This window comes from Pseudomonas sp. DP-17 (assembly GCF_022380625.1).
GTDB lineage: Bacteria > Pseudomonadota > Gammaproteobacteria > Pseudomonadales > Pseudomonadaceae > Pseudomonas > Pseudomonas nitroreducens_A.
Genome location: NZ_JAKSXG010000015.1, coordinates 297232 through 316970, shown reverse-complemented (window position 1 = coordinate 316970; position 19739 = coordinate 297232). Strand labels below are relative to the sequence as shown.

Here is a 19739-nt window from a genome sequence, read left to right as displayed (position 1 = left end):
GGGCCTTCAGCTCGGGAACCAGCGGGCCGTTGGGGCCGGTTTCGAAGCTGGTGGTGAGGATGGTCGGCAGGTTGAAGAACTTCGCCAGGTCGCCCAGCGCCAGCACGTTGTTCTTGAACTTGTCCGGGTCGATGTCGCGGACCAGCGAGAGCAGGCCGGCCTGGTGGTCGACCAGCAGTACGGCGGCGTTGTCTTTGTCCAGGCGATTGTAGGTGGCGTTGGTCATGGTGAAATCCTCGATTTGCTTTCAGTGGGTGCCGGCTGGGCCGGAAAGGTTTTGGACTCGTCTTGCAGCGCGTCACTGCATGGAACAAAGATTAATTTCGACACCCTTGGTGCACCAGACGGCAAAAATTGCCTCTAGCGTTCTATTTTCAGAACGACCACCCGTAAAGGTGCGCCGAGTGGATCGGGCTAGCCCGCGTGTCGCCAGGTGGATTCGCGCTCCGCATTGAGGAAGCGCCGCTGCCAGCTCAGGGGCGTGAGGCCTTCGATGCGGTAGAAGATCCGACAGAAGTGCGCCTGGTCGCAGAAGCCGCATTGCAGGCCGATCTCGGCCAGCGGGAAGGACGATTCGCGCATCAGTTGCTTGGCCTTTTCCACCCGCTGGATTCGCATCCAGGCCTGGGGCGAATACCCGGTGGTGACTTTGAACTTGCGGGTGAAATCGCTGCGCGACAGCGCACAGGCGGCGGCCAGGTCACTGACTGTGATGCCGCTGTCCAGATGCTGGAGCAACAGCGCCTGGGCGCGCTCCTTCTGCCAGGGGGCCAGGTCGCGCTTGGGAGCGCTTACTGGAATCTGGCTGATAAGTCTCTGAAGCATGCTGGTCCCTCCCCTGCGATCTGCAGACCATTTTTTGCGGGCGCAGGGGTGGCGGCGAGTTAAAGCTGGTTAAACCGCATTAACCCATGGAGCCGGGAAAGCAGCGATGGCCGGACGGCAAGGGCAATGGCCGCGTCGCGCGCGCCACACTCGGCAAGCGACTGTCAGCTCCGTGCAAAGCCTTGCACGGCGCGGCATGCAGTCAAAAAGCAGGCGACACGGCACAACCGCTGCAGGGGCGGTTGGCAATGCCGAATCGTGGCCGGCGTTAATCGATATTAAGCACACCGCCCGAGCAAAGCCGCCCGGGGCGGGATGGCTGAACGTTGAAGCGTCGTTTACCCTGATGTTCGATCTCCCATGAATGGCCAATCGACCGCAGAGTCGATGGACATGTGCCCGCCGGGCTGACACCCGCCCCGGCACGAAACCTGCCCCCAGCGTGCGAAAGCGACGACCAGACGATGACTCCCGAGCCCATGGCAGGGGTCGAAACCGTGCTTCATTTCGGCCCCTACCAGATCTACCCCGCGTCCCGCGTGATCCTCGAGGCGGGCCGCCCGCTGCGCCTTGGCCAGCGCGCGCTGGACATCCTCCTGGCACTGCTGGAGCGCGCAGGCGAAGTGGTCAGCAAGCGCGAGCTGCTGGCCCGCGCCTGGCCCGACCAGGACATCGACGAAGGCAACCTGCGGGTGCACATGACCGCCCTGCGCAAGGCGCTGGGCGATGGCCAGAACGGCCGGCGCTTCATCGTCACCATCGCGCTGCGCGGCTACAGCTTCGTCGAGCCGCTGATCGTTTCGGCGCAGGCGACGCCCGCCCCCCAGGACGGCCCGTCGGCGGACCACAACCTGCCGCCCCGGCGCAATCGCCTGCTGGGCCGCGAAGCCGAGCTTGCGCGCCTGGTCGCCGAGTTGCCGCGACGTCGCTGCGTCAGCCTGGTGGGCTGTGGCGGCATCGGCAAGACCAGCCTCGCCCTGCAGGCCGCCGAGCGCTTCATCGGCCAATACCCCCACGGCATCCGCATGCTCGACCTTACCCAGTTGCAGGACGCGCGGCCGCTGAACAGTACGCTCGCCTGCGCGCTGGGCATTCCGGGGCTGGCGGGCGAATCGCTGGAACATCTCTGCACCCAGGTCGCCGATCGGCGGATGCTGCTGCTCATCGACAACTGCGAGCACCTGATCGAGGCGGCCGCGCATCTGGTCGAGTGCCTGCTGCGCCACGCGCCGCAGATCCACATCCTCGCCACCAGCCGTGAAAGCCTGCGCGCCACCGGCGAGTACATCCTGCCGCTACGGCCGCTCGGTTGCCCGCCGGTGCAGGTCGGCAGCGTCGAGGACGCCCTCGCCTACCCCGCCGTCGCGCTGCTCGTCGAGCGGACGAAGGAAACCCACGAGGACTTCGAGCTCCGCCCTGAAGACCTGCCCCGCGTCGGCGAAATCTGTCGGCGCCTGGAAGGCATTCCGCTGGCCCTGGAACTGGCTGCCGGCCACCTGGGCCAGGCCGACGGCAGCATCGATGCGCTGCTGCGGGACGGCTTCCTGGACCTTGCGCTGCAGTCCGATGAGTCGCCCAACCGCCACGAACACCTTCGCGCGATGCTCGATTGGAGCTATGCGTTGCTGCGCCCAGCGGAGCAATCCTGCCTGCGCCGCCTGAGCGTGTTCCGCGGCAGCTTCACGCTGGATGCCATCGCCGCCGTCCTCAGCCAGCCCGCGGACCTCGGCGCGGCCTTCGTGCTGGTGAACCAGCTGACCGCCAAATCCTTGCTGACCACCGAAATCCGCAGCGACCAGGTCACCTACCGGCTGCTCGAACCTACCCGCGTCTACGCGCTGGAGAAGCTCCAGGCCGCCGGCGAACTGCACGAGGCCCGGGAACGCCACCTGCAGCTCTGCCAGGGCGCGATGCAAACCGCCCAGGATGAATGGGAACGGTCTGCCTCGCTGGGCTGGCTCCAGCAACATTCGCCGTGGCTCGCAGACGTTCGCGCAGCCCTCGACTGGGGCCTGCATGCGGACGTTCGGCACGCCCAGGCAATCCACCTCGCGGCCTGCTCGGCGCCGCTCTGGCAGGAGCTGTCACTGCTGCATGAATACGGTCCCTATGTGAGCGCGGCACTTGGCCTGCTCAGCACCGAATCCGCTTCGTCGCTGCCACTGGCCATGCGCCTGGAACTGGCACTGGGCAACACGACCTACCACGACGTGCGCAACAGCCAGGCGGACGAAGCCTTCCAGAGCGCCCGCTACCTCGCCCAGCAGATCGGCGACCTCAACGGTGAACTCACCGCGCTGTCCGGCGGCCTGGCCGTGCTGCTGTGGGCCGGCCAGTACCAGAAGGCGGCCGAACAGAGCCGGCATTTCGACCGTCTGAGCGACGGCCAGGGCGAAATGCTCGCCACCAGCGCGCTGCGCCTGAAGGTGCTGGCATTGCATTACTCGGGCGACCAGGTACGCGCCCAGGCCGTTGGTGAAGAAGTGCTGCGACGTCTGCAGGAGCAACGCCAGGGCAACCGCTTCGCCCCTTGCCTGGGCGTGCAGTACGACCAGCAGGTCGCCTCCCTCGCCACGCAGGCACGCACGCTCTGGTTGCGCGGCCTGCCGGAACAGGCCGAGCGCATGGCGACACAGGCCATCGAACTGGCCTGCGAGATGGATCACAGCGCCTCCATCGCCTACAGCCTCGCGGCGGCTGGCTGTGTCATCGCCTTCTACAACGGCGAGTTGGACAAGGCGCATGGCCGCGTGCAGCAGATGATTGAGGTCGCCGAGCGCCATCGCGTGCCGCTGTTCACCGACTGGGCGCGGCACTATGCGTGGGCCATGCGGCTCGACGACTCGGCCGCCGCCCCGGCACCCGCCGTCGGCCTGGTCCGCGACATCGTGCAGACCCTGGGTGGTCGTCCCCTGCCCTTCGATCAGGCGCAGCTGATGCGCGCACGAACCGGCGCGGCAGGCTGGTGCGCGCCGGAAATCCTGCGCAACCACGCCGCCGCCCTGATCGAACGAGGCGACCGCGACTCCCTCATGGGCGCCGAGACGCTGTTGAAGCGAGCGCTTGCCTTGGCGCAACAGCAAGGCGCGCGGGCCTGGGAGCTACGCTCGGCCACCTGCCTGGCGGAGCTGTGGAGCGCGCAGGGTAAAGCGGAAGCCGCGCAGCAATGGCTGGAACCGGTCTGCCGGCATTTCACCGAAGGCTTCGAACTGCCGGACCAGCTCCGGGCGCGGCGGTGCCTGGAGGCGTGTCGCATGGCTGTTGGTCACTGACGCGCTGCGCACATGGCGAGCGCCTGCACCAAGCCAGACCGCTCCTACTGGAATAGTCCTCTGCTGGGACCGGCCTTCTCCCCCGCCCTGGCTGCGCGCCCCGCTCCAAAGGGAGAGGAACCCGCCCGTACCAGCTGACGCCTTGCCCCATACGGTCCCCTCGCCTTTCGGGGAGAGGGTTAGGGAGAGGGGAAATCGCCGGAACGGGGTTCCAGTTGCTCCTACGAGAGCCCCCTGCGCCTGGCGGAAGCCCATGAGAACAGCCGCCCTATCCTCTGATTTCGGATCCGGAAGGTGCGCAAGAGCGGCTGATCTGCGGGAGCGAGCGTCCCGCGAACCGGGAGTTTGCCGCTGCCGGAGCGCCAACCCCGACAGGCATGGGCAGATTCGCTACTGCGGCTGCACGCTGACGGCAATGGCGGAAGTCACCCGCATCACCAGCTGGCGGCCCACGTACTCCTGCTTCATCACCACGTCAGGGCGGACGTTGACGGTATGCTGGCTGCCATCGGCGAATTGCAGGGTCGCGGTACGCCGGGCGGTGTCCAAGGATTTGACCGTGGCGGTGATCTCCACCGTATCGGCCGCGAGCATGCCCGGCTTGCTACCCGGTTGTCCGGTCGCCAGCAATCCGGCCGCACCGCCACCGCTCTCCTGGCCGGGTTCGCGCAGGTAGACCAGTCGCTCGAGCGCGACGATGGCCCGTACCCGGTCGCCGACCTTGAGCTGGTCGAAATTGCGCATCTCCGACGGGGCCTGCAGGGTGCGTGTGTTGCCCTGGTCATCCTTGAGCGTGAAGGTGCGTTTGCCACGGTCGATGGCGCTGACGCTGGCCTGCACCTCTTCCGTTTCGGTCATCGTGCCACCCGGCACGCCCTTGGCAACCGACTCGGTGCTGTCGTACTGGTAACTGAGTTCATCATTCTTCTGGCTCTGGCAGCCGACGAGCACACCAGCGGCCAGGGACAGGCAGATCCAACGGGACACACTCATCGGGCGACTCCTTGCGTCAGGGTGTTTGCGGACTGGTTTCGCGGATTTCGTAGACGGCATCGTCGGCGCGCATCGGCGTCAGGCGGATCAGGTAGCTGGGGCCGGGATTGCCGAGCATCATCTCGTTGAGGTTGAAGCACACGTCGAGCTTCAGGTACTTGATCTCACCCGGCGCGACGGAAAAGCTCTGCTTGATGTCGCGCGGCTCCCAGCTGGCCGCACGCGTCAGGCCGGTCACGCGAATCTGGTGAGTGCCCGGCGCCAACTCGACACGACGGTAGGCGTTGAACTTGAGCGTGCCGACGCTCTGCTCGTCGATCAGCACGTCAGGGTAGGAAAAGCGCAGCGGCTCGCGGCCAGGGTTGTCGGCAGCCGGTCGGTACAGGTAGAGCACTGCCTTGGAAGGGCTGCCGGGTGGAACGGCCTCGAAATGGCCGGGACCGGCGCAGCCGGCGAGCAGGGCAAGGACAAACGGGAGGGCGAGCGCGCGCATGACGATCCTTCGTGGCAGCGTGAATCCACCGAGCGTAGCAGTTGCAGGGCGATTCGCCGTGCGGCACTTGTCTGTCTGGCGATTCAGTACTTGATGTCTCGCGCGCGCTCGCGCCCCTGCTGCTTGGTCTGTCTTTTATCCTGCCGGCACTGGGCATTGTATTGCTGGTCGGCGGCGCGGCAATCCTGCTTGGTCTGCCGCGCGTCCTGGCGGGTTTCCTGGCGCACGTCCCGCGCCTGGCGACGCTGGTTGCCCTGCTCGGTGGCCCAGGCGGTGCCGATCGAGGCGACGAAGAAGGCCGCCGCCACCAACGCAGTGAACAGGGAACGGGTCATGGCGCCACCTTCTGCAACACAGAATGGAGATTCTTCAGTACAGCCGATTTCCCGACGCCTTGCCGATGGCGGCGCAGGGTTCGCCGCACTGCTCGACGAAAGGCAGCTCCGGCCGCGACAACGGATGCCTGCAGCCCCGCAGCCGGCCCGACAGATTCAGCGCGCACGCACCAGCAATACCGGGCGCTTGCTCGACTGCAGCACCCCTTCTGCCACGCTGCCCAGCACGAGACGGTGCAGGCCATGGCGGCTGTGCGTCCCCATGACGATGGCGTCGGCCTTGACCGCGTCCGCCTCGATCTCGATGCGGTCGGCGACCTCCTCCCCGGTGGTTTCCATCGCGACCTGCTGGAAAGTGGCGGGCACGGCATACTCGGCGACCACCTCCCGCGCCTTGTTCAGGATGTCATCGGCGGCCTTGACCGCAGCGACTTGCAATGCCTGCGCGTCGTAGTACTTGGCGTAGTAAGGCATGTGCCCCAGCGGGCGGTCGACGATGGTGATGACATGCAGCTCACCACCGCTCATGCGGACCAGACGCGCGCCTTCGGCCAGCGCGAGGAAGGAAACAGGGCTGCCGTCGACGGCGGCCAGTACGTGTTCGTACATGGTGTTCTCCTGGTTGATTGGCAGAACAACCATACCCGCCAGGACCGGGAACACCTTTGTGCCGCGTCAAGGTAACGTCAGGCTCCGCTTCAATGCGCCTGCGCCACCTCGTCGCGACAGGCGGACGGACTCTGTCCCGTCCAGCGCTTGAAGGCCCGGCGGAAGCCGCGCACGTCGCTATAGCCGAGGGCTTCGGCGATGCGCTCGATGGGCATCTCCGGGTTGCTCAGCAGGCTCATGGCGCGCGCCCGGCGCACTTGCTCCTGGAGGGCTTCGAAGGTGGTGCCGTACTCGCTCAGGCGGCGGCGCAGGGTGCGGCTGCTCATGTTGAGGTCGCCGGCCACCTTGTCGATGGGGCTGCCGTGCGGCAGGTCGCGCAGGATGGCGCGCTCCACCGTCTCCAGCAGGCCGGCCTTCTGCGGCGCCTGGCTGTACTCCGCTTCCAGCAGATTGAGCGCCTGGCGCAGGGCCACGGGCTGGTGGCTCGGCAGTTGCCGGTCCAGCCAGTGGGTGTCGATGGCCACCCGGTTGTGCAGGCAGCCGAAGCGCAGGTTCGGCCCCAGCAGGCGCCGGTACTCGGCCTCGTAGCTGGGCGCGGCATGGGTGAACTCGAAGCGCAGCGGCTGGAACTCGTCACCGATCAGTGCGCGGTTGTAGACCAGCAGGCTGGCGAAGAACTCCTCTACCGCGAACACCTGCACATCGGCGAACGGCAACAGGCACTCCACTTCGATGAAGCTCTCCCGCGGCCCCTCCAGCAGGTTGCAGACGGCGATGCCGCCCGTGGTGTGCTGGAAGCGCCGGCCGAGCTCGAAGGCATCGCGCAGGGTCTTGCTCAGCGACAGCACATGGCCGAGCAGGCCGAGGGTGCCGAGCACGTTGCGGTGCCCGACCCACAATCCCAGGCCGCGCTCGGGCAGGGCCGCAAGGGCTCGCTGGATCATCGCCACCGTCTGCCGGTGGGAAACGCGCTGCGCCGGGTCCTGCAACTCCTCAGCGGTGAACCCCAACCCACGGCACAGGCGTTCGCTGCTCACACCCTTCTCCTCGGCGACCTCGGCAAGGGTCTGCAACAGGAAGGGCGAAACCTGGGCCAGGTCGAAATGGGCATCGAGGAGGGTGTTGGACATGGAGGCGGCTCTCGAACGGCACGCCTGGATTTGTTCTTCTATGGCTGGCGCGCGGCGGAGCCATCATAACGCGTTCGTTCACAAGCCAAGACACGGCGTAACAGAATATTTCGAAGGACGGCATCGCCGGAAACCCGGAAGAAAAAGCCCAGGCCGCACGGCCCGGGCTTTCCGCTACCGCACTGCCGTCCTCAACGGTAAACCGGCCACTGTTCGACGATGCGCCCCTGCCGCACCGCGAGCAGGTCGCCGAACTGCAGGAGGATCGACTCGGACTGGGTCGGCCGCAGGAATACCTGGTCGTCCACCTTCAGGCCGACGGCGCTGGAACCGTTGACCATTTCCTGGTTCGAGCTGCGCCCGTACAGGCCATTGAACTGCAGTCCCCTGGGCGACTCGGGCTCGGCCATCCAGTTGCCGCCATAGACGAAGAAGGTCTGCCGCTGGTTCGGGTCCCACCAGGAGAAGATCGCCGACTTGTCGTCCAGCGCCGGAATCCGCACCGCGCCGGTGCTCTTGATCACCGGCGTGGCGATGAAGGCAGCCGGCTGGTGGTCCACCAGGGATGGCAGGTCATAGTGCGTCGGCTTGACCAGCGCCGAGCCCACCGACACCTCGGTGCTGGTGCGCTCGTTCTCATGCATCCGGTAACTCGGACTACCGGCGGTATTGAGCGTCAGCCCCGGCTTCCACAGCGGCGCATGGCGGGTGCGCGCGTAATCGACGAAGCCGTCATAAAGCTGCATGACCCTGGCGAACAGCTCTTCCGAGGAACCCAGGACTTCCGGCACGCCCATGCCGACGAAGGGGTCGTAGCCCATGAAGCCGACGAACTCCAGGTGCTGCGGGTTGGCGCCGATGATCGTGAGCATCCGCTCCAGGGTGTCGTGGTCGGCCACACCACCCCGGTGAAGTCCCACGTCCAGTTCGATATTGATCCGCAACCGGGTGCTGCGCCCTTGCGCCAGCGCCAGGTACTGCTGCAGGCGCTCGGGGGTGTCGAGCAGCCATTGCAGCTGGGTCGTCGGGTCGAACGATCCGCGAAGGTTCTCGTAGAACTGCTGCGCCGAACCCACCGGCAGGGGCTTGCCCAGCAGCAGGTCCGAATCGGGGAAGCGTTCTGCATCGTGATTGAGGAAGGGCTGGTGGAACGACATCATCCGCCGGGTGCCGGCACGCTTGGCGATGTAGTCGAGCAATCGCGGCGATGGCAGGGACTTCTCCACCACGCGCAGGTGCTTGCCGGTGCGGGCTACCGACTGCATGACCACGTCGACGTTGTGGTCGAGTCGGTCGAGGTCGATCAGCATCACCGGGCGCATCGGCCCGTGCTCGCGCAGTTCGCGGTTCAGTTGGGTGAAGTAGTCGTCGTACGGGGCGCCGTGGTCGCCCGGCCGCAGCCAGGCGCCGGCACCGGCGAGCAGGACGCCGGCGCCTGCCGCGCCCGCGAGGAAATTGCGTCGTTTCATGGGTTCTCTTCCTTGTCAGGCCACGCCCAGGATCGATGACAGGTGGGCATTGAGGAACTTGCCCTGCGGGTCCAGCTCGCGGCGCACCTCGGTGAATTCCTTCCAGCGCGGATAAAGCGGTTGCAGCGTGCGTGCATTCAGCGTGTGCAGCTTGCCCCAGTGCGGCCGGCCGGCGTACTTCCAGAAGATCGGCTCAACGGCGGCGAAGAAGTTGTGGTGGTCCATGCTGTAGTGCTGGTGCACGGAGATCGAGCAGCTGTCGCGCCCCTCGAACATGCTCAGGGGAATATCGTCGGCCTTCACGTAGCGGTACTCGATGGGGAACCAGGTGCGCAGGTCCTTGTCGTTGATCAGCTTGAGTATCTCGCGCAGGCAGGCCGGGCCGTGCTCGGCCGGCACCGAGTATTCCATCTCGTTGAAGCGCACGTTGCGCACGTTGGCAAAGATGTCGTAGGAGTCGCCGACCCGGTCGTCGAAGCTGGCGACATGGCGCAGGCTGTTGAGCAGGAAGCGCCGCGCGGCGGGGAAGTCGCTGCCGTACTTGTCGAGGTTCTCGATGATGCCGACATAGCCGTTGCCGCCCTCCTCGGCCGGGTCCAGCGGCGGCGTGGCCGGGTCCTCGGTCTCGTTCAGGGCGATGGCCAGCGCGTAGTCGGAATGGGTGAGCACCTGCATTTCCCAGTGCTGGTTCTCGCGGGTGTTCTTCTCCACGTCCTCCAGCAGCTCCTCGGTGCTGGCTATCCACTGCCGTTCGCGCAGGCGAAAGGCCTGGCGGTTCTGCAAGCGCACTCGCGTAGCAACACCGAAGGCGCCCAGGGACACCCGCGCGGCATTGAACACCTCGGGATGCCGCTGGGCGTCGCAGTCCAGCACCTCGCCACTGGCAGTCACCAGTTGCAGGCCGGTCACGCGGGTGGAATAGGAACCGAAGCCGACACCAGTGCCGTGGGTCGAGGTGGAGATCGCCCCGGCCAGCGTCTGGTAGTCGATGTCCGCCATGTTCGGCAGGGCCTGGCCGATCTCCTTCAGTGCCGGTCCCATGAGCGACATGGGCGTGCCGGCGGCGAACTCCGCCTGCAAGGTGTCGGCGTCGTGGCCGAGCAGGCCGTTGAAGTAGGCCAGCGAGACCAGCGTGCCGTCGGTGGGCACCAGGGCGCTGAAGGAATGCGCCGAGCCGACCGGACGCACCTTGCCCTCGGCCTGGCGGATGACCTGGACCAGTTCGTCGAGACTCTGCGGCGCCAGGCGCGCCTGCGGCAGGCAACTCTGCCCGCCGGACCAATTGCGCCAAGGGATAAGGCGTGGCGCGCGGGCCAGTTCGGCCGCCAGCGGGCTGCTGGAAAGCGCCACGAACGCACCGGCAATACCGGCGTTCTGCAGGAGTTGGCGTCGGGTGAGATGAATGGGCATCGAGTGGCGCTCCCTACTGGACCGGCTGGCCGGACATGAAGGAAATCAGCGCGAGGAACTCTTCCTCCGAGCACTGCATGCACATGCCCATCGGCGGCATGCCCTTGAAGCCATTGATGCTGTGGTCCAGCAGGCTGTCGGTGCCCTGGGCTATGCGTGGTTGCCAGGCCTGCGCATCGCCCGCCTGCGGCGCTCCGGAGGCTGGGTTGGCGTGGCACAGCTTGCAACTGTTGTCATAGATTTTCGCCAGGGCCGGGTCCGAGGGAGCCAGGGTGGCGGCGGAGCGGGTAGCGCTGGGCGCGGTGTCGTCGCCACAGCCGGCAAGGCCGAGCAGGGCCAGCAAGGCGAACGGCGGCCAGGGTGTCGCGGGTTTCGGCATGGGGCTCCCCTCTTTTAACCGCGGCGCGGATTCTTGTTGTCATGGGCAGAGGGCAGGTTAAGTCGACGGCCGGTCCTGCCCGAGGGCTTTGCCGGCCAACAAGGGGGCTCTGAGCGGACAAGGTGCCATTCGCGCTCCCTGTCGGTTTCAGGATACGCAGGGTCGTTCGAGTGCTATCCCTAATCCAGAGGGATGGCAATCTTCCAGACTGTCGAGGACCGGGCGCGCACAGACGCCTGGCCGGACTGCAACAATAACAACAATGGCGCTCCGCAGAGCCACGCCAACCGTGACGTGGGCGGCGCGCCGCAGCCGAAGGATTCCGGGTCGCCGCCCGAGGGAGGCGCCTGCGATGTCGAGGTGTGCTGTATGCCTGATGATTCGCTTCACCTGCCCCTGATCCACGACGTGCTGGAACGTCTCAAGGCCACCCCCGGCGCGCTGCTGCCGGTGCTCCACGCCATCCAGGACTGCGTCGGCTACATCCCCGACCATGCCCTTCCCGAGATCGCCCACGCGCTGAACCTCAGCGTCGCCGAAGTGCGCGGGGTGATCAGCTTCTACCACGACTTCCGCACTGCGCCCCCGGCCCGCCATACGCTGCGCCTGTGCCGCGCCGAGTCGTGCCAGAGCCGTGGCGCCGAAGCCCTGGCCGCGCAGCTGCGCGAACAGCTGGGGCTGGACGACCACGGCACCAGCGCCGACGGCGGCATCGCCCTGCGCCCGGTGTACTGCCTGGGCGCCTGTGCCTGCTCGCCGGCGCTGGAGCTGGACGGCCGGGTGCACGCCCGTCTCACTCCCGAACGCTTGCGTGCGCTGGTGAATGGATGCCGGGAGGACGCCGCATGCTGAAGCTGTTCGTTCCCTGCGACTCGGTGGCCTGCGCGGTGGGCGCCGACGAAGTGGCCGATGCCCTGGTCACCGAGGCCGAGCGCCGCCAGTTACCGGTGCAGATCCAGCGCACCAGCTCCCGTGGCCTCTACTGGCTGGAGCCGCTGGTGGAACTGGAAAGCGCGGACGGCCGGCTGGGCTTCGGGCCGCTCACGATGGGTGACGTTCCCGCCCTGCTCGACGCCCTTTCCAGCGATCCCGCCAGCCACCCGCTGTCCCTGGGGCCGGTGGAAGAGATTCCTTACCTGAAGAGTCAGCAGCGCCTGCTGTTCGCCCGTGCCGGCATCACCCGGCCGCTGTCGCTGGACGACTATCGCGCCCACGGCGGCTTCGAAGGCCTGGCCCGCGCCATCGCGATGGACGGCGCCGACGTGGTTGCCGCGGTGCTCGACTCCGGCCTGCGCGGCCGTGGTGGCGCAGCCTTCCCTGCCGGCATCAAGTGGCGCACCGTTCGCGACGCCGCAGGCCCGCGGAAGTACGTGGTGTGCAACGCCGACGAAGGCGACTCCGGCACCTTCGCCGACCGCATGCTGATGGAGGGCGACCCCTTCCTGCTGATCGAGGGCATGGCCATCGCCGGCCTCGCCGTCGGCGCGAGCATGGGCTACCTCTATGTGCGCTCGGAGTACCCGGATTCCATCGCCACCCTCAACCAGGCGGTGAAAATCGCCCGCGACGCCGGCTACCTCGGTGAAGACGTCTGCGGCAGTGGCCGCGCCTTCGAACTGGAAGTACGGGTTGGCGCCGGCGCCTACATCTGCGGCGAGGAAACCGCCCTGCTGGACTCGCTCGAAGGCAAGCGCGGCGTGGTCCGCGCCAAGCCGCCGCTGCCCGCGCTGCAAGGCCTGTTCGGCCTGCCGACGCTGGTGCACAACGTGCTCACCCTCGCCTCGGTCCCGGTGATCATGGCCAAGGGTGCGCAGTTCTACCGCGACTTCGGCATGGGCCGCTCGCTGGGCACCATGCCCTTCCAGCTGGCCGGCAACGTCCGCCATGGCGGGCTGGTGGAACGCGCCTTCGGCCTGACCCTGCGCGAGCTGGTGGAAGGCTACGGTGGCGGCACCGCCAGTGGCCGCCCGTTGAAGGCCGCGCAGGTCGGCGGCCCGCTGGGCGCCTGGGTGCCGCCGGCGCAGTTCGATACGCCGCTGGATTACGAGGCCTTCGCTGCCGTCGGCGCCATGCTCGGCCACGGCGGCGTGGTGGTCGCCGACGACAGCCTGGACATGGCGCGCATGGCCCGCTTCGCCCTGCAGTTCTGCGCCGAGGAATCCTGCGGCAAATGCACGCCCTGCCGCATCGGCTCGACCCGTGGCGTGGAGGTGGTGGACCGGCTGATCGCCGCCACCGACATCAGCGCCCGCGAAGAGCAGGCGCGGCTGCTCACCGACCTCTGCGACACCATGCAATACGGCTCGCTCTGCGCCCTCGGCGGGATGACCGCCTTCCCCGTGGCCAGCGCCCTCAAGCACTTCCCCGCCGACTTCGGTCTGGCGACTTCGGAGGCCGACCAGTGATCAACTATTTCGATCCCTCCACGTCCACCGCTGGCAACACCAGCGACCTCGATTTCGGCACGCCGGCCCGCGACAGCGACGTGCAGGTCAGCCTGAGCATCGACGGCCGCGAGATCAGCGTCCCTGCCGGTACCTCGGTGATGCGCGCCGCCGCCCTGCTGGGCACCACCATCCCGAAACTCTGCGCCACCGAAAGCCTGGAAGCCTTCGGCTCGTGCCGCATGTGCCTGGTGGAAATCGACGGCATGCGCGGCTACCCGGCCTCCTGCACCACGCCGGTCAGCGAAGGCATGGTGGTGCGCACGCAGACGCCGAAACTGGCGAGCCTGCGGCGCAACGTCATGGAGCTGTACATCTCCGACCACCCGCTGGACTGCCTGACCTGCCCGGCCAACGGCAACTGCGAACTGCAGACGGTGGCCGGCCAGGTCGGCCTGCGCGAGGTGCGCTACGGCTATGAAGGCGCCAACCACCTGAGCGATGCGAAGGACGTCTCCAACCCCTATTTCGACTACGACCCGAGCAAGTGCATCGTCTGCAACCGCTGCGTGCGCGCCTGCGAGGAAACCCAGGGCACCTTCGCCCTGACCATCGAGGGGCGCGGCTTCGAATCCCGAGTGGCGGCGGCCGGCGGCGAGAACTTCCTCGATTCCGAATGCGTCTCCTGCGGCGCCTGCGTGCAGGCCTGCCCCACCGCCACGCTGATGGAAAAGAGCGTGGTCGAGATCGGCCAGCCGGAACGCGCCGTCATCACCACCTGCGCCTACTGTGGAGTAGGCTGCTCCTTCCGCGCGGAGATGAAGGGCGACCAGCTGGTACGCATGGTCCCGGACAAGAACGGCCAGGCCAACCACGGCCACTCCTGCGTCAAGGGCCGCTTCGCCTGGGGCTACGCCACCCACCCGGATCGCATCACCAGGCCGATGATCCGCCAGCACATCAGCGACCCCTGGCAGGAAGTCAGCTGGGACGAGGCGGTCACCTATGCCGCCAGCGAGTTCCGCCGCATCCAGCAGAAGTACGGACGCGACTCCATCGGCGGCATCACCTCCAGCCGCTGCACCAACGAAGAAACCTACCTGGTGCAGAAACTGGTGCGCGCGGCGTTCGGCAACAACAACGTCGACACCTGTGCGCGGGTCTGCCACTCGCCCACCGGCTACGGCCTCAAGCAGACCCTGGGCGAATCCGCCGGCACCCAGAGTTTCGACTCGGTGATGCAATCCGATGTGGTGCTGGTGATGGGCGCCAACCCCACCGACGCCCACCCCGTGTTCGGCTCGCAGCTCAAGCGCCGCCTGCGCGAGGGCGCGCAATTGATCGTCATCGACCCGCGCCGCATCGACCTGGTCGATTCGCCCCACGCCCGCGCCGAACTGCACCTGCAACTGCGCCCCGGCACCAACGTCGCCATGCTCAACGCGCTGGCCCACGTCATCGTCACCGAGGGGCTGGTCAAGCAGGACTTCGTCGATGCGCGCTGCGAGGCCAGCGACTTCATCCGCTGGCGCGATTTCGTCAGCCTGCCGGAGAACGCCCCGGAAGTGCTCGGCCCGGTCTGCGGCGTGCCCGCCGAAGAGATCCGCGCCGCCGCCCGCCTCTACGCCACCGGCGGCAACGCGGCCATCTACTACGGCCTGGGCGTCACCGAGCACAGCCAGGGCAGCACCGCAGTGATGGGCATCGCCAACCTCGCCATGGCCACCGGCAACGTCGGCCGCGAGGGCGTCGGGGTGAACCCGCTGCGCGGCCAGAACAACGTGCAGGGCTCGTGCGACATGGGTTCCTTCCCCCACGAGCTGCCGGGCTATCGCCACGTCTCCAACGAGGCCGTGCGCGCGCAGTTCGAACAGGCCTGGGGCGTGACCCTGCAGCCCGACCCGGGCCTGCGTATCCCCAACATGTTCGAGGCGGCCCTGGGCGGCACTTTCAAGGCGCTGTACTGCCAGGGCGAGGACATCGCCCAGAGCGACCCCAACACCCAGCACGTCACCGCGGCCCTCTCCGCCATGGAGTGCGTGGTGGTGCAGGACATCTTCCTCAATGAAACCGCCAAGTTTGCCCACGTGTTCCTGCCGGGCAGCTCCTTCCTCGAGAAGGACGGCACCTTCACCAACGCCGAGCGGCGTATCTCCCGCGTACGCAAGGTGATGGAGCCACTGGGCGGCAAGGCCGACTGGGAAGGCACCGTGGCCCTGGCCAATGCCCTGGGCTACCCGATGAACTACACCCACCCGTCGCAGATCATGGACGAGATCGCCCGCCTGACGCCGACCTTCGCCCGCGTCAGCTACGCCGAACTGGACCGCCACGGCAGCCTGCAATGGCCGTGCAACGACGCAGCGCCCGACGGCACCCCGACCATGTACATCGAGCAGTTCGTGCGCGGCAAGGGACGCTTCATGCTCACCGGGTACGTGCCCACCGAGGAGAAGGTCAACGCACGCTACCCGCTGCTGCTCACCACCGGGCGTATCCTCAGCCAGTACAACGTCGGCGCGCAGACCCGGCGCACCGACAACGTCGCCTGGCATGAAGAGGACCGCCTGGAAATCCACGCCAGCGACGCCGAAAGCCGTGGCATCGGCGACGGCGACTGGGTCGGCGTGGGCAGCCGCGCCGGGCAGACGGTGCTGCGCGCCAAGGTCAGCGAGCGCGTGGCGCCGGGAGTGGTCTACACGACCTTCCACTTCCCCGAATCGGGAGCCAATGTGATCACCACCGACAACTCCGACTGGGCCACCAACTGCCCGGAATACAAGGTCACGGCGGTGGAAGTGGTGCGCGTGTTCCAGCCTTCGGAATGGCAGAAGCGCTACCAGGCGTTCAGCGATGAACAGCGGCGTTTGCTCAAGGAGCGCCGCCACCAGGAAAAAGCCGAGGTCCGTCGATGAGCATCGAGAACCTGATCAAGATGGCCAACCAGATCGGCCTGTACTTCGCCAGCGAGCCGGACCACGACCTGGCGGTACGCGGCGTGCAGCAGCACCTGCAGAACTTCTGGACGCCGGCCATGCGCCGCGATCTCAGCGATTGGCAGGAGAAGAACCCGGGCGACGAGCTGCACGCCCTGGTGCGGGCGGCACTGGCGGAGCCGGCGGCCCAGGCCTAGCCGAGCTCCGCAGGACCTCAGACGTGCTTGCCTGAGGTCGTCTCGGCCGGTACGGCATACTGCGGCTTGAGCTTGCCGTCCTGGTCGAGCAGCCAGGCATCCATGATCTCGCGCACCACCGGTCCGGCCACGCGGCCGCCGGCCTCGCCGTTCTCGATGGTCACCGAGACCACGATGGAAGGTTCGGCCGCCGGGGCAAAGCCCACGAACAGCGCGTTGTCGCGGTGACGCTCCTTGGTCTTCAGGCGGTTGTAGCGCTCGCCCTGACGGATCGCGACGATCTGCGCGGTGCCGCTCTTGCCGGCAATCCGGTATTGCGCGCCCTGCCCCGCGGCCCGCGCGCCGCCACCCGGATCGTGCATGACCAGCTGCATGCCGTAGTTCACCGCATCCCAGTCACGGGGATTGCTCAGGTGGATATCGGGCATGGGGTTGGCATCGACCACGTCTTCGCCACCCACCGATTCGGCCAGCCGCGGCCGGTGCCAGGCCCCCTTGCTGGCGATCAGCGAGGTCGCTTCGGCAAGCTGCAGCGGCGTCACCTGCATGTAGCCCTGGCCGATGCCGAGGATCACCGTTTCGCCGGGGAACCAGGCCTGGCGCCGCGTCGCACGCTTCCACTCGCGGGACGGCATCAGCCCGGGAGACTCCTCGGCCATGTCGATGGACACCTTGCTGCCCAGCCCGAAGCGGGTCAGGTAGTCGTGCATGCGATCGATGCCGAGCTTGTGCGCGACGTCGTAGAAGTAGGTGTCGTTGGAACGCTTGATGGCCGTGTCCAGGTCCACCCAGCCATCGCCGCTATGGTTCCAGTTGCGGTACTTGTGGTCGTAGTTGGGCAGTTGGAAGTACCCCGGATCGAACACCCGCGTGGCCGGTGTGATGGTGCCGGTATCCAGCCCGGCGATGGCCACCACCGGCTTGATGGTCGAGCCCGGCGAGTACAGCCCGCGCAGCGCCCGGTTGAACAGCGGCCGGTCGATGGAGTCGCGCAGCTGCGCGTACTGCGCCGAGCTGATGCCGTTGACGAACAGGTTCGGGTCGAAGCTCGGGTTGCTGACCATCGCCAGCACCTGCCCGGTATTCGGGTCCAGCGCCACCACGGAGCCGCGGCGGTCCCCGAGGGCCTTTTCGGCGGCGACCTGCAGGTCCACGTCCAGGCCGAGCACGATGTTCTCGCCGGCCACCGGCGGCACCTTCTTCAGCACGCGCATGACGCGCCCCTGGGCGTTGGTTTCGACTTCCTCATAGCCCACGTGGCCGTGCAGCTGCGGCTCGTAGAAGTGCTCGATGCCGGTCTTGCCGATGTACTCGGTGCCCCGGTACTCGGTGCTGTCCAGCCGCGCCGCCTCGCGTTCGTTGATCCGTCCGACGAAGCCGACCGAGTGGGCGAAGTGCTCACCGTAGGGGTAGTGACGGACGAACTCGGCATCCACGTCGATGCCCGGCAGCTTGTAGCGATTGACCTCGATGAGGGCGATCTGCTCCTCGCTCAGGTCATGCAGGAGAGTGACCGGCTCGAAGGGATGGCGGCTTTTCTTCAGCGCCTTGTCGCACTGCAGGCGCTGTTCGGGGCTCAGCTGCAGGATATCGGTCACCTGGTCGAGCACCGCCTGGGAGTTGCCGGCGCGCTCGCGGGTCAGGGTGAGGTTGAAGCTGGGCAGGTTCTCGGCAAGTACCTTGCCGTTGCGGTCGAAGATCAGCCCGCGTTCCGGGGGGATCGGCAGGACGTGGATGCGGTTGTTCTCGGAGACCGTGGCGTTGGTCGCGTAGTCGGTGACCTGGAGGAAATACATCCTTGCCACCAGGGTCACGCTCATCAGGGCCACCAGCGCGCCGCAGGCGATCAGCCGGCGGTTGACCAGCTTCGATTCCTGCTGGTGGTCCTTGAGTTTGATTGGATCGTGCATCGGGATTCCAGAAGGTCCCCATCGACCGGGCGGAAAGTGTTTTCGCCCCTGCCGGGCAGGGAAGCTTTCCGATCGATGCGGCCTGTTTGCAGCGGAGTAGGAACGGGCAAACCGGCGCCACCAGGCGCGGAGCAATCACGCGCCAGCGGGCCTGCCGGCGCGGCATGGTAGCAGACTGGCCGGCCGGATTCCGACCGACATTCGAGGCACCGGCCCGATGCCTGAAGTCGGCGCCATCAGGTGCGCTCCTGGTAGTCCTCTGCGGGATGATGGCAATCGCGGACGGAGTCCGCTCCTACGAAGCCTGATGCAATTGTGGAAACGCCTCTACCCGCCGGATCGCTGCTGGATCAATGCAGCCCCCGGCCCCCGAGGCATGCCCTCGCGTAGGAGCGGACTCCGTCCGCGATTGGCCCGCCTTGGCACCCGGCCAGCCCAGGATTGCGGGCGAGATTCGCGGCGAAGAACATCAGACCACCGAGCCTTCCGGCGGCTGCTCCAGCACCGCCACGACCACGGCGCTGCCGACGATCAGCACGATGCCGACCAGCGACAGCAGGCCGAGCACCTCGCCCCAGATCAGGTAACCGAGCAGGCTTGCCCAGATGATGCTGGTGTAGGTGTACGGTGCCAGCGTGGCGGCATGGGCACGGCGCACCGCGATGGTGAACAGCAGTTGGCCGACCGTGGCGAGCAGGCCCAGGGCAAGCATGAAGCCGAGGTCCGGCAGGCTCGGCGTACTCCAGGAAAACGGCAGCGTAGCGCCGGTGACCAGGGTGCCGACCACGGTGAAATACAGCACCGTTGTGGTGGAATCGTCGCTCGCGCGGATGCGGCGGATCTGGATCATCGACAGCGCGCCGAAGAACGCGCTGGCCACCAGCAGGCCCGGCCCGAGCAGGCTGGCCTCGGCGTTGTCCGGCTTGACCACCATCAGCACACCGATGAAGCCCAGCACCGCCGCCAGCGCGTTGCGCGGCAGCAGGCGTTCACCCAGTAGCAGCGGCGCCAGCACTATCACCAGCAGCGCCTCGGAATAGGCGATGGAAATCGCCTCGCTCAGCGGCACGTAGGGCAACCCGGCGAAGAACAGCGCCGAAGAACCCAGCAGCGTCACCGCACGGATGCTCTGCCCGCGCACGTCCAGCTGCCGCCAACGCTCAACCAGCGGCCGGCCGCGCAGGCAGAGGAGAAACGCCGGCAGCACGCCGAAGGCCATGCGGAAGAAGGTCACCTCGTTGGCCGGGTATTTCAGTGCCACCACCTTGGCCAGCGCATCCACCACGGCGAAACAGAACATCGACAACAGCATCAGGCCCACGCTGCGCATGGCATGGCTGCGGGGGGCGACGAGGGTCAGCTGGGGCATGTCGTGATCTCCTGTTCCGAGGGTGGTA

General features: G+C 67.1%; 16 protein-coding genes and 1 pseudogene. 5 read left to right on the top strand and 12 right to left on the bottom strand.

Translation table 11 applies throughout. The features are described 5' to 3' along the window. A pseudogene (locus tag MJ122_RS25225) lies at positions 1 to 226 on the bottom strand (hydrolase); the annotation flags it as partial. Positions 227 to 414: 188 nt separating this feature from the next. Next, on the bottom strand, positions 415 to 825 hold the full coding sequence (locus tag MJ122_RS25220) for an AraC family transcriptional regulator (protein WP_239746456.1): 411 nt from the start codon (positions 823 to 825) through the stop codon (positions 415 to 417). Between the two features lie 497 nt (positions 826 to 1322). Here MJ122_RS25220 and MJ122_RS25215 point away from each other — a divergent pair, with 497 nt between their 5' ends. Beyond that, a complete protein-coding gene (locus MJ122_RS25215) occupies positions 1323 to 4097 on the top strand; it encodes a winged helix-turn-helix domain-containing protein (RefSeq protein WP_345772985.1) in 2775 nt (924 codons plus the stop codon). A 390-nt stretch (positions 4098 to 4487) separates the two neighbouring features. Here MJ122_RS25215 and MJ122_RS25210 read toward each other — a convergent pair whose 3' ends face one another. The 8 genes from MJ122_RS25210 to MJ122_RS25175 form a co-directional block, all read right to left on the bottom strand. Further along, complete coding sequence (locus MJ122_RS25210; RefSeq protein ID WP_239746454.1) at positions 4488 to 5090, bottom strand: hypothetical protein; 603 nt, start codon at positions 5088 to 5090, stop codon at positions 4488 to 4490. A 16-nt stretch (positions 5091 to 5106) separates the two neighbouring features. Further along, on the bottom strand, positions 5107 to 5583 hold the full coding sequence (locus tag MJ122_RS25205) for a DUF2846 domain-containing protein (protein ID WP_239746452.1): 477 nt from the start codon (positions 5581 to 5583) through the stop codon (positions 5107 to 5109). An 83-nt stretch (positions 5584 to 5666) separates the two neighbouring features. After that, positions 5667 to 5918 carry a hypothetical protein gene (locus MJ122_RS25200; protein WP_088421012.1) on the bottom strand — a complete coding sequence of 84 codons (252 nt, stop codon included), beginning with the start codon at positions 5916 to 5918 and terminating at the stop codon, positions 5667 to 5669. Positions 5919 to 6074: 156 nt separating this feature from the next. Further along, a complete protein-coding gene (locus MJ122_RS25195) occupies positions 6075 to 6527 on the bottom strand; it encodes a universal stress protein (protein WP_017518540.1) in 453 nt (150 codons plus the stop codon). 89 nt (positions 6528 to 6616) lie between these two features. Beyond that, entirely contained in the window at positions 6617 to 7657 is a 1041-nt protein-coding gene (locus MJ122_RS25190) for an AraC family transcriptional regulator (protein ID WP_239746450.1), read from the bottom strand. A gap of 191 nt (positions 7658 to 7848) precedes the next feature. Then, positions 7849 to 9126: a DSD1 family PLP-dependent enzyme gene (locus MJ122_RS25185; protein WP_239746448.1), complete on the bottom strand. Its 1278-nt coding sequence runs from the start codon at positions 9124 to 9126 to the stop codon at positions 7849 to 7851. Between the two features lie 15 nt (positions 9127 to 9141). After that, entirely contained in the window at positions 9142 to 10536 is a 1395-nt protein-coding gene (locus tag MJ122_RS25180; RefSeq protein WP_239746446.1) for a D-arabinono-1,4-lactone oxidase, read from the bottom strand. Positions 10537 to 10549: 13 nt separating this feature from the next. Continuing rightward, positions 10550 to 10915, bottom strand: a complete 366-nt coding sequence (locus MJ122_RS25175; RefSeq protein WP_239746443.1) for a c-type cytochrome — start codon at positions 10913 to 10915, stop codon at positions 10550 to 10552. 369 nt (positions 10916 to 11284) lie between these two features. Between MJ122_RS25175 and MJ122_RS25170 the strand changes: the two genes are divergently transcribed. Genes MJ122_RS25170 through MJ122_RS25155 form a run of 4 tightly spaced genes read left to right on the top strand, consistent with a single transcriptional unit; the run spans position 11285 to position 16432 of the window. Next, positions 11285 to 11767, top strand: a complete 483-nt coding sequence (locus tag MJ122_RS25170) for a formate dehydrogenase subunit gamma (protein WP_088421120.1) — start codon at positions 11285 to 11287, stop codon at positions 11765 to 11767. Further along, positions 11761 to 13320 (top strand): NADH-quinone oxidoreductase subunit NuoF, encoded by a 1560-nt coding sequence (locus MJ122_RS25165; protein ID WP_239746442.1) that lies wholly within the window; start codon positions 11761 to 11763, stop codon positions 13318 to 13320. The genes MJ122_RS25170 and MJ122_RS25165 overlap by 7 nt, the downstream gene beginning before the upstream one ends. Further along, positions 13317 to 16214 carry a formate dehydrogenase subunit alpha gene (gene fdhF / locus MJ122_RS25160; RefSeq protein WP_239746441.1) on the top strand — a complete coding sequence of 966 codons (2898 nt, stop codon included), beginning with the start codon at positions 13317 to 13319 and terminating at the stop codon, positions 16212 to 16214. The genes MJ122_RS25165 and fdhF overlap by 4 nt, the downstream gene beginning before the upstream one ends. Beyond that, entirely contained in the window at positions 16211 to 16432 is a 222-nt protein-coding gene (locus MJ122_RS25155) for a formate dehydrogenase subunit delta (RefSeq protein WP_088421005.1), read from the top strand. Before fdhF ends, MJ122_RS25155 begins: the two co-directional genes overlap by 4 nt. Positions 16433 to 16449: 17 nt before the next feature. On the opposite strand, the gene mrdA is transcribed toward MJ122_RS25155, so the two are convergent. Continuing rightward, positions 16450 to 18342, bottom strand: a complete 1893-nt coding sequence (mrdA, locus tag MJ122_RS25150; protein ID WP_239746440.1) for a penicillin-binding protein 2 — start codon at positions 18340 to 18342, stop codon at positions 16450 to 16452. Positions 18343 to 18811: 469 nt separating this feature from the next. Beyond that, positions 18812 to 19711 carry a DMT family transporter gene (locus MJ122_RS25145; protein WP_239746438.1) on the bottom strand — a complete coding sequence of 300 codons (900 nt, stop codon included), beginning with the start codon at positions 19709 to 19711 and terminating at the stop codon, positions 18812 to 18814. Positions 19712 to 19739 lie beyond the last annotated feature (28 nt).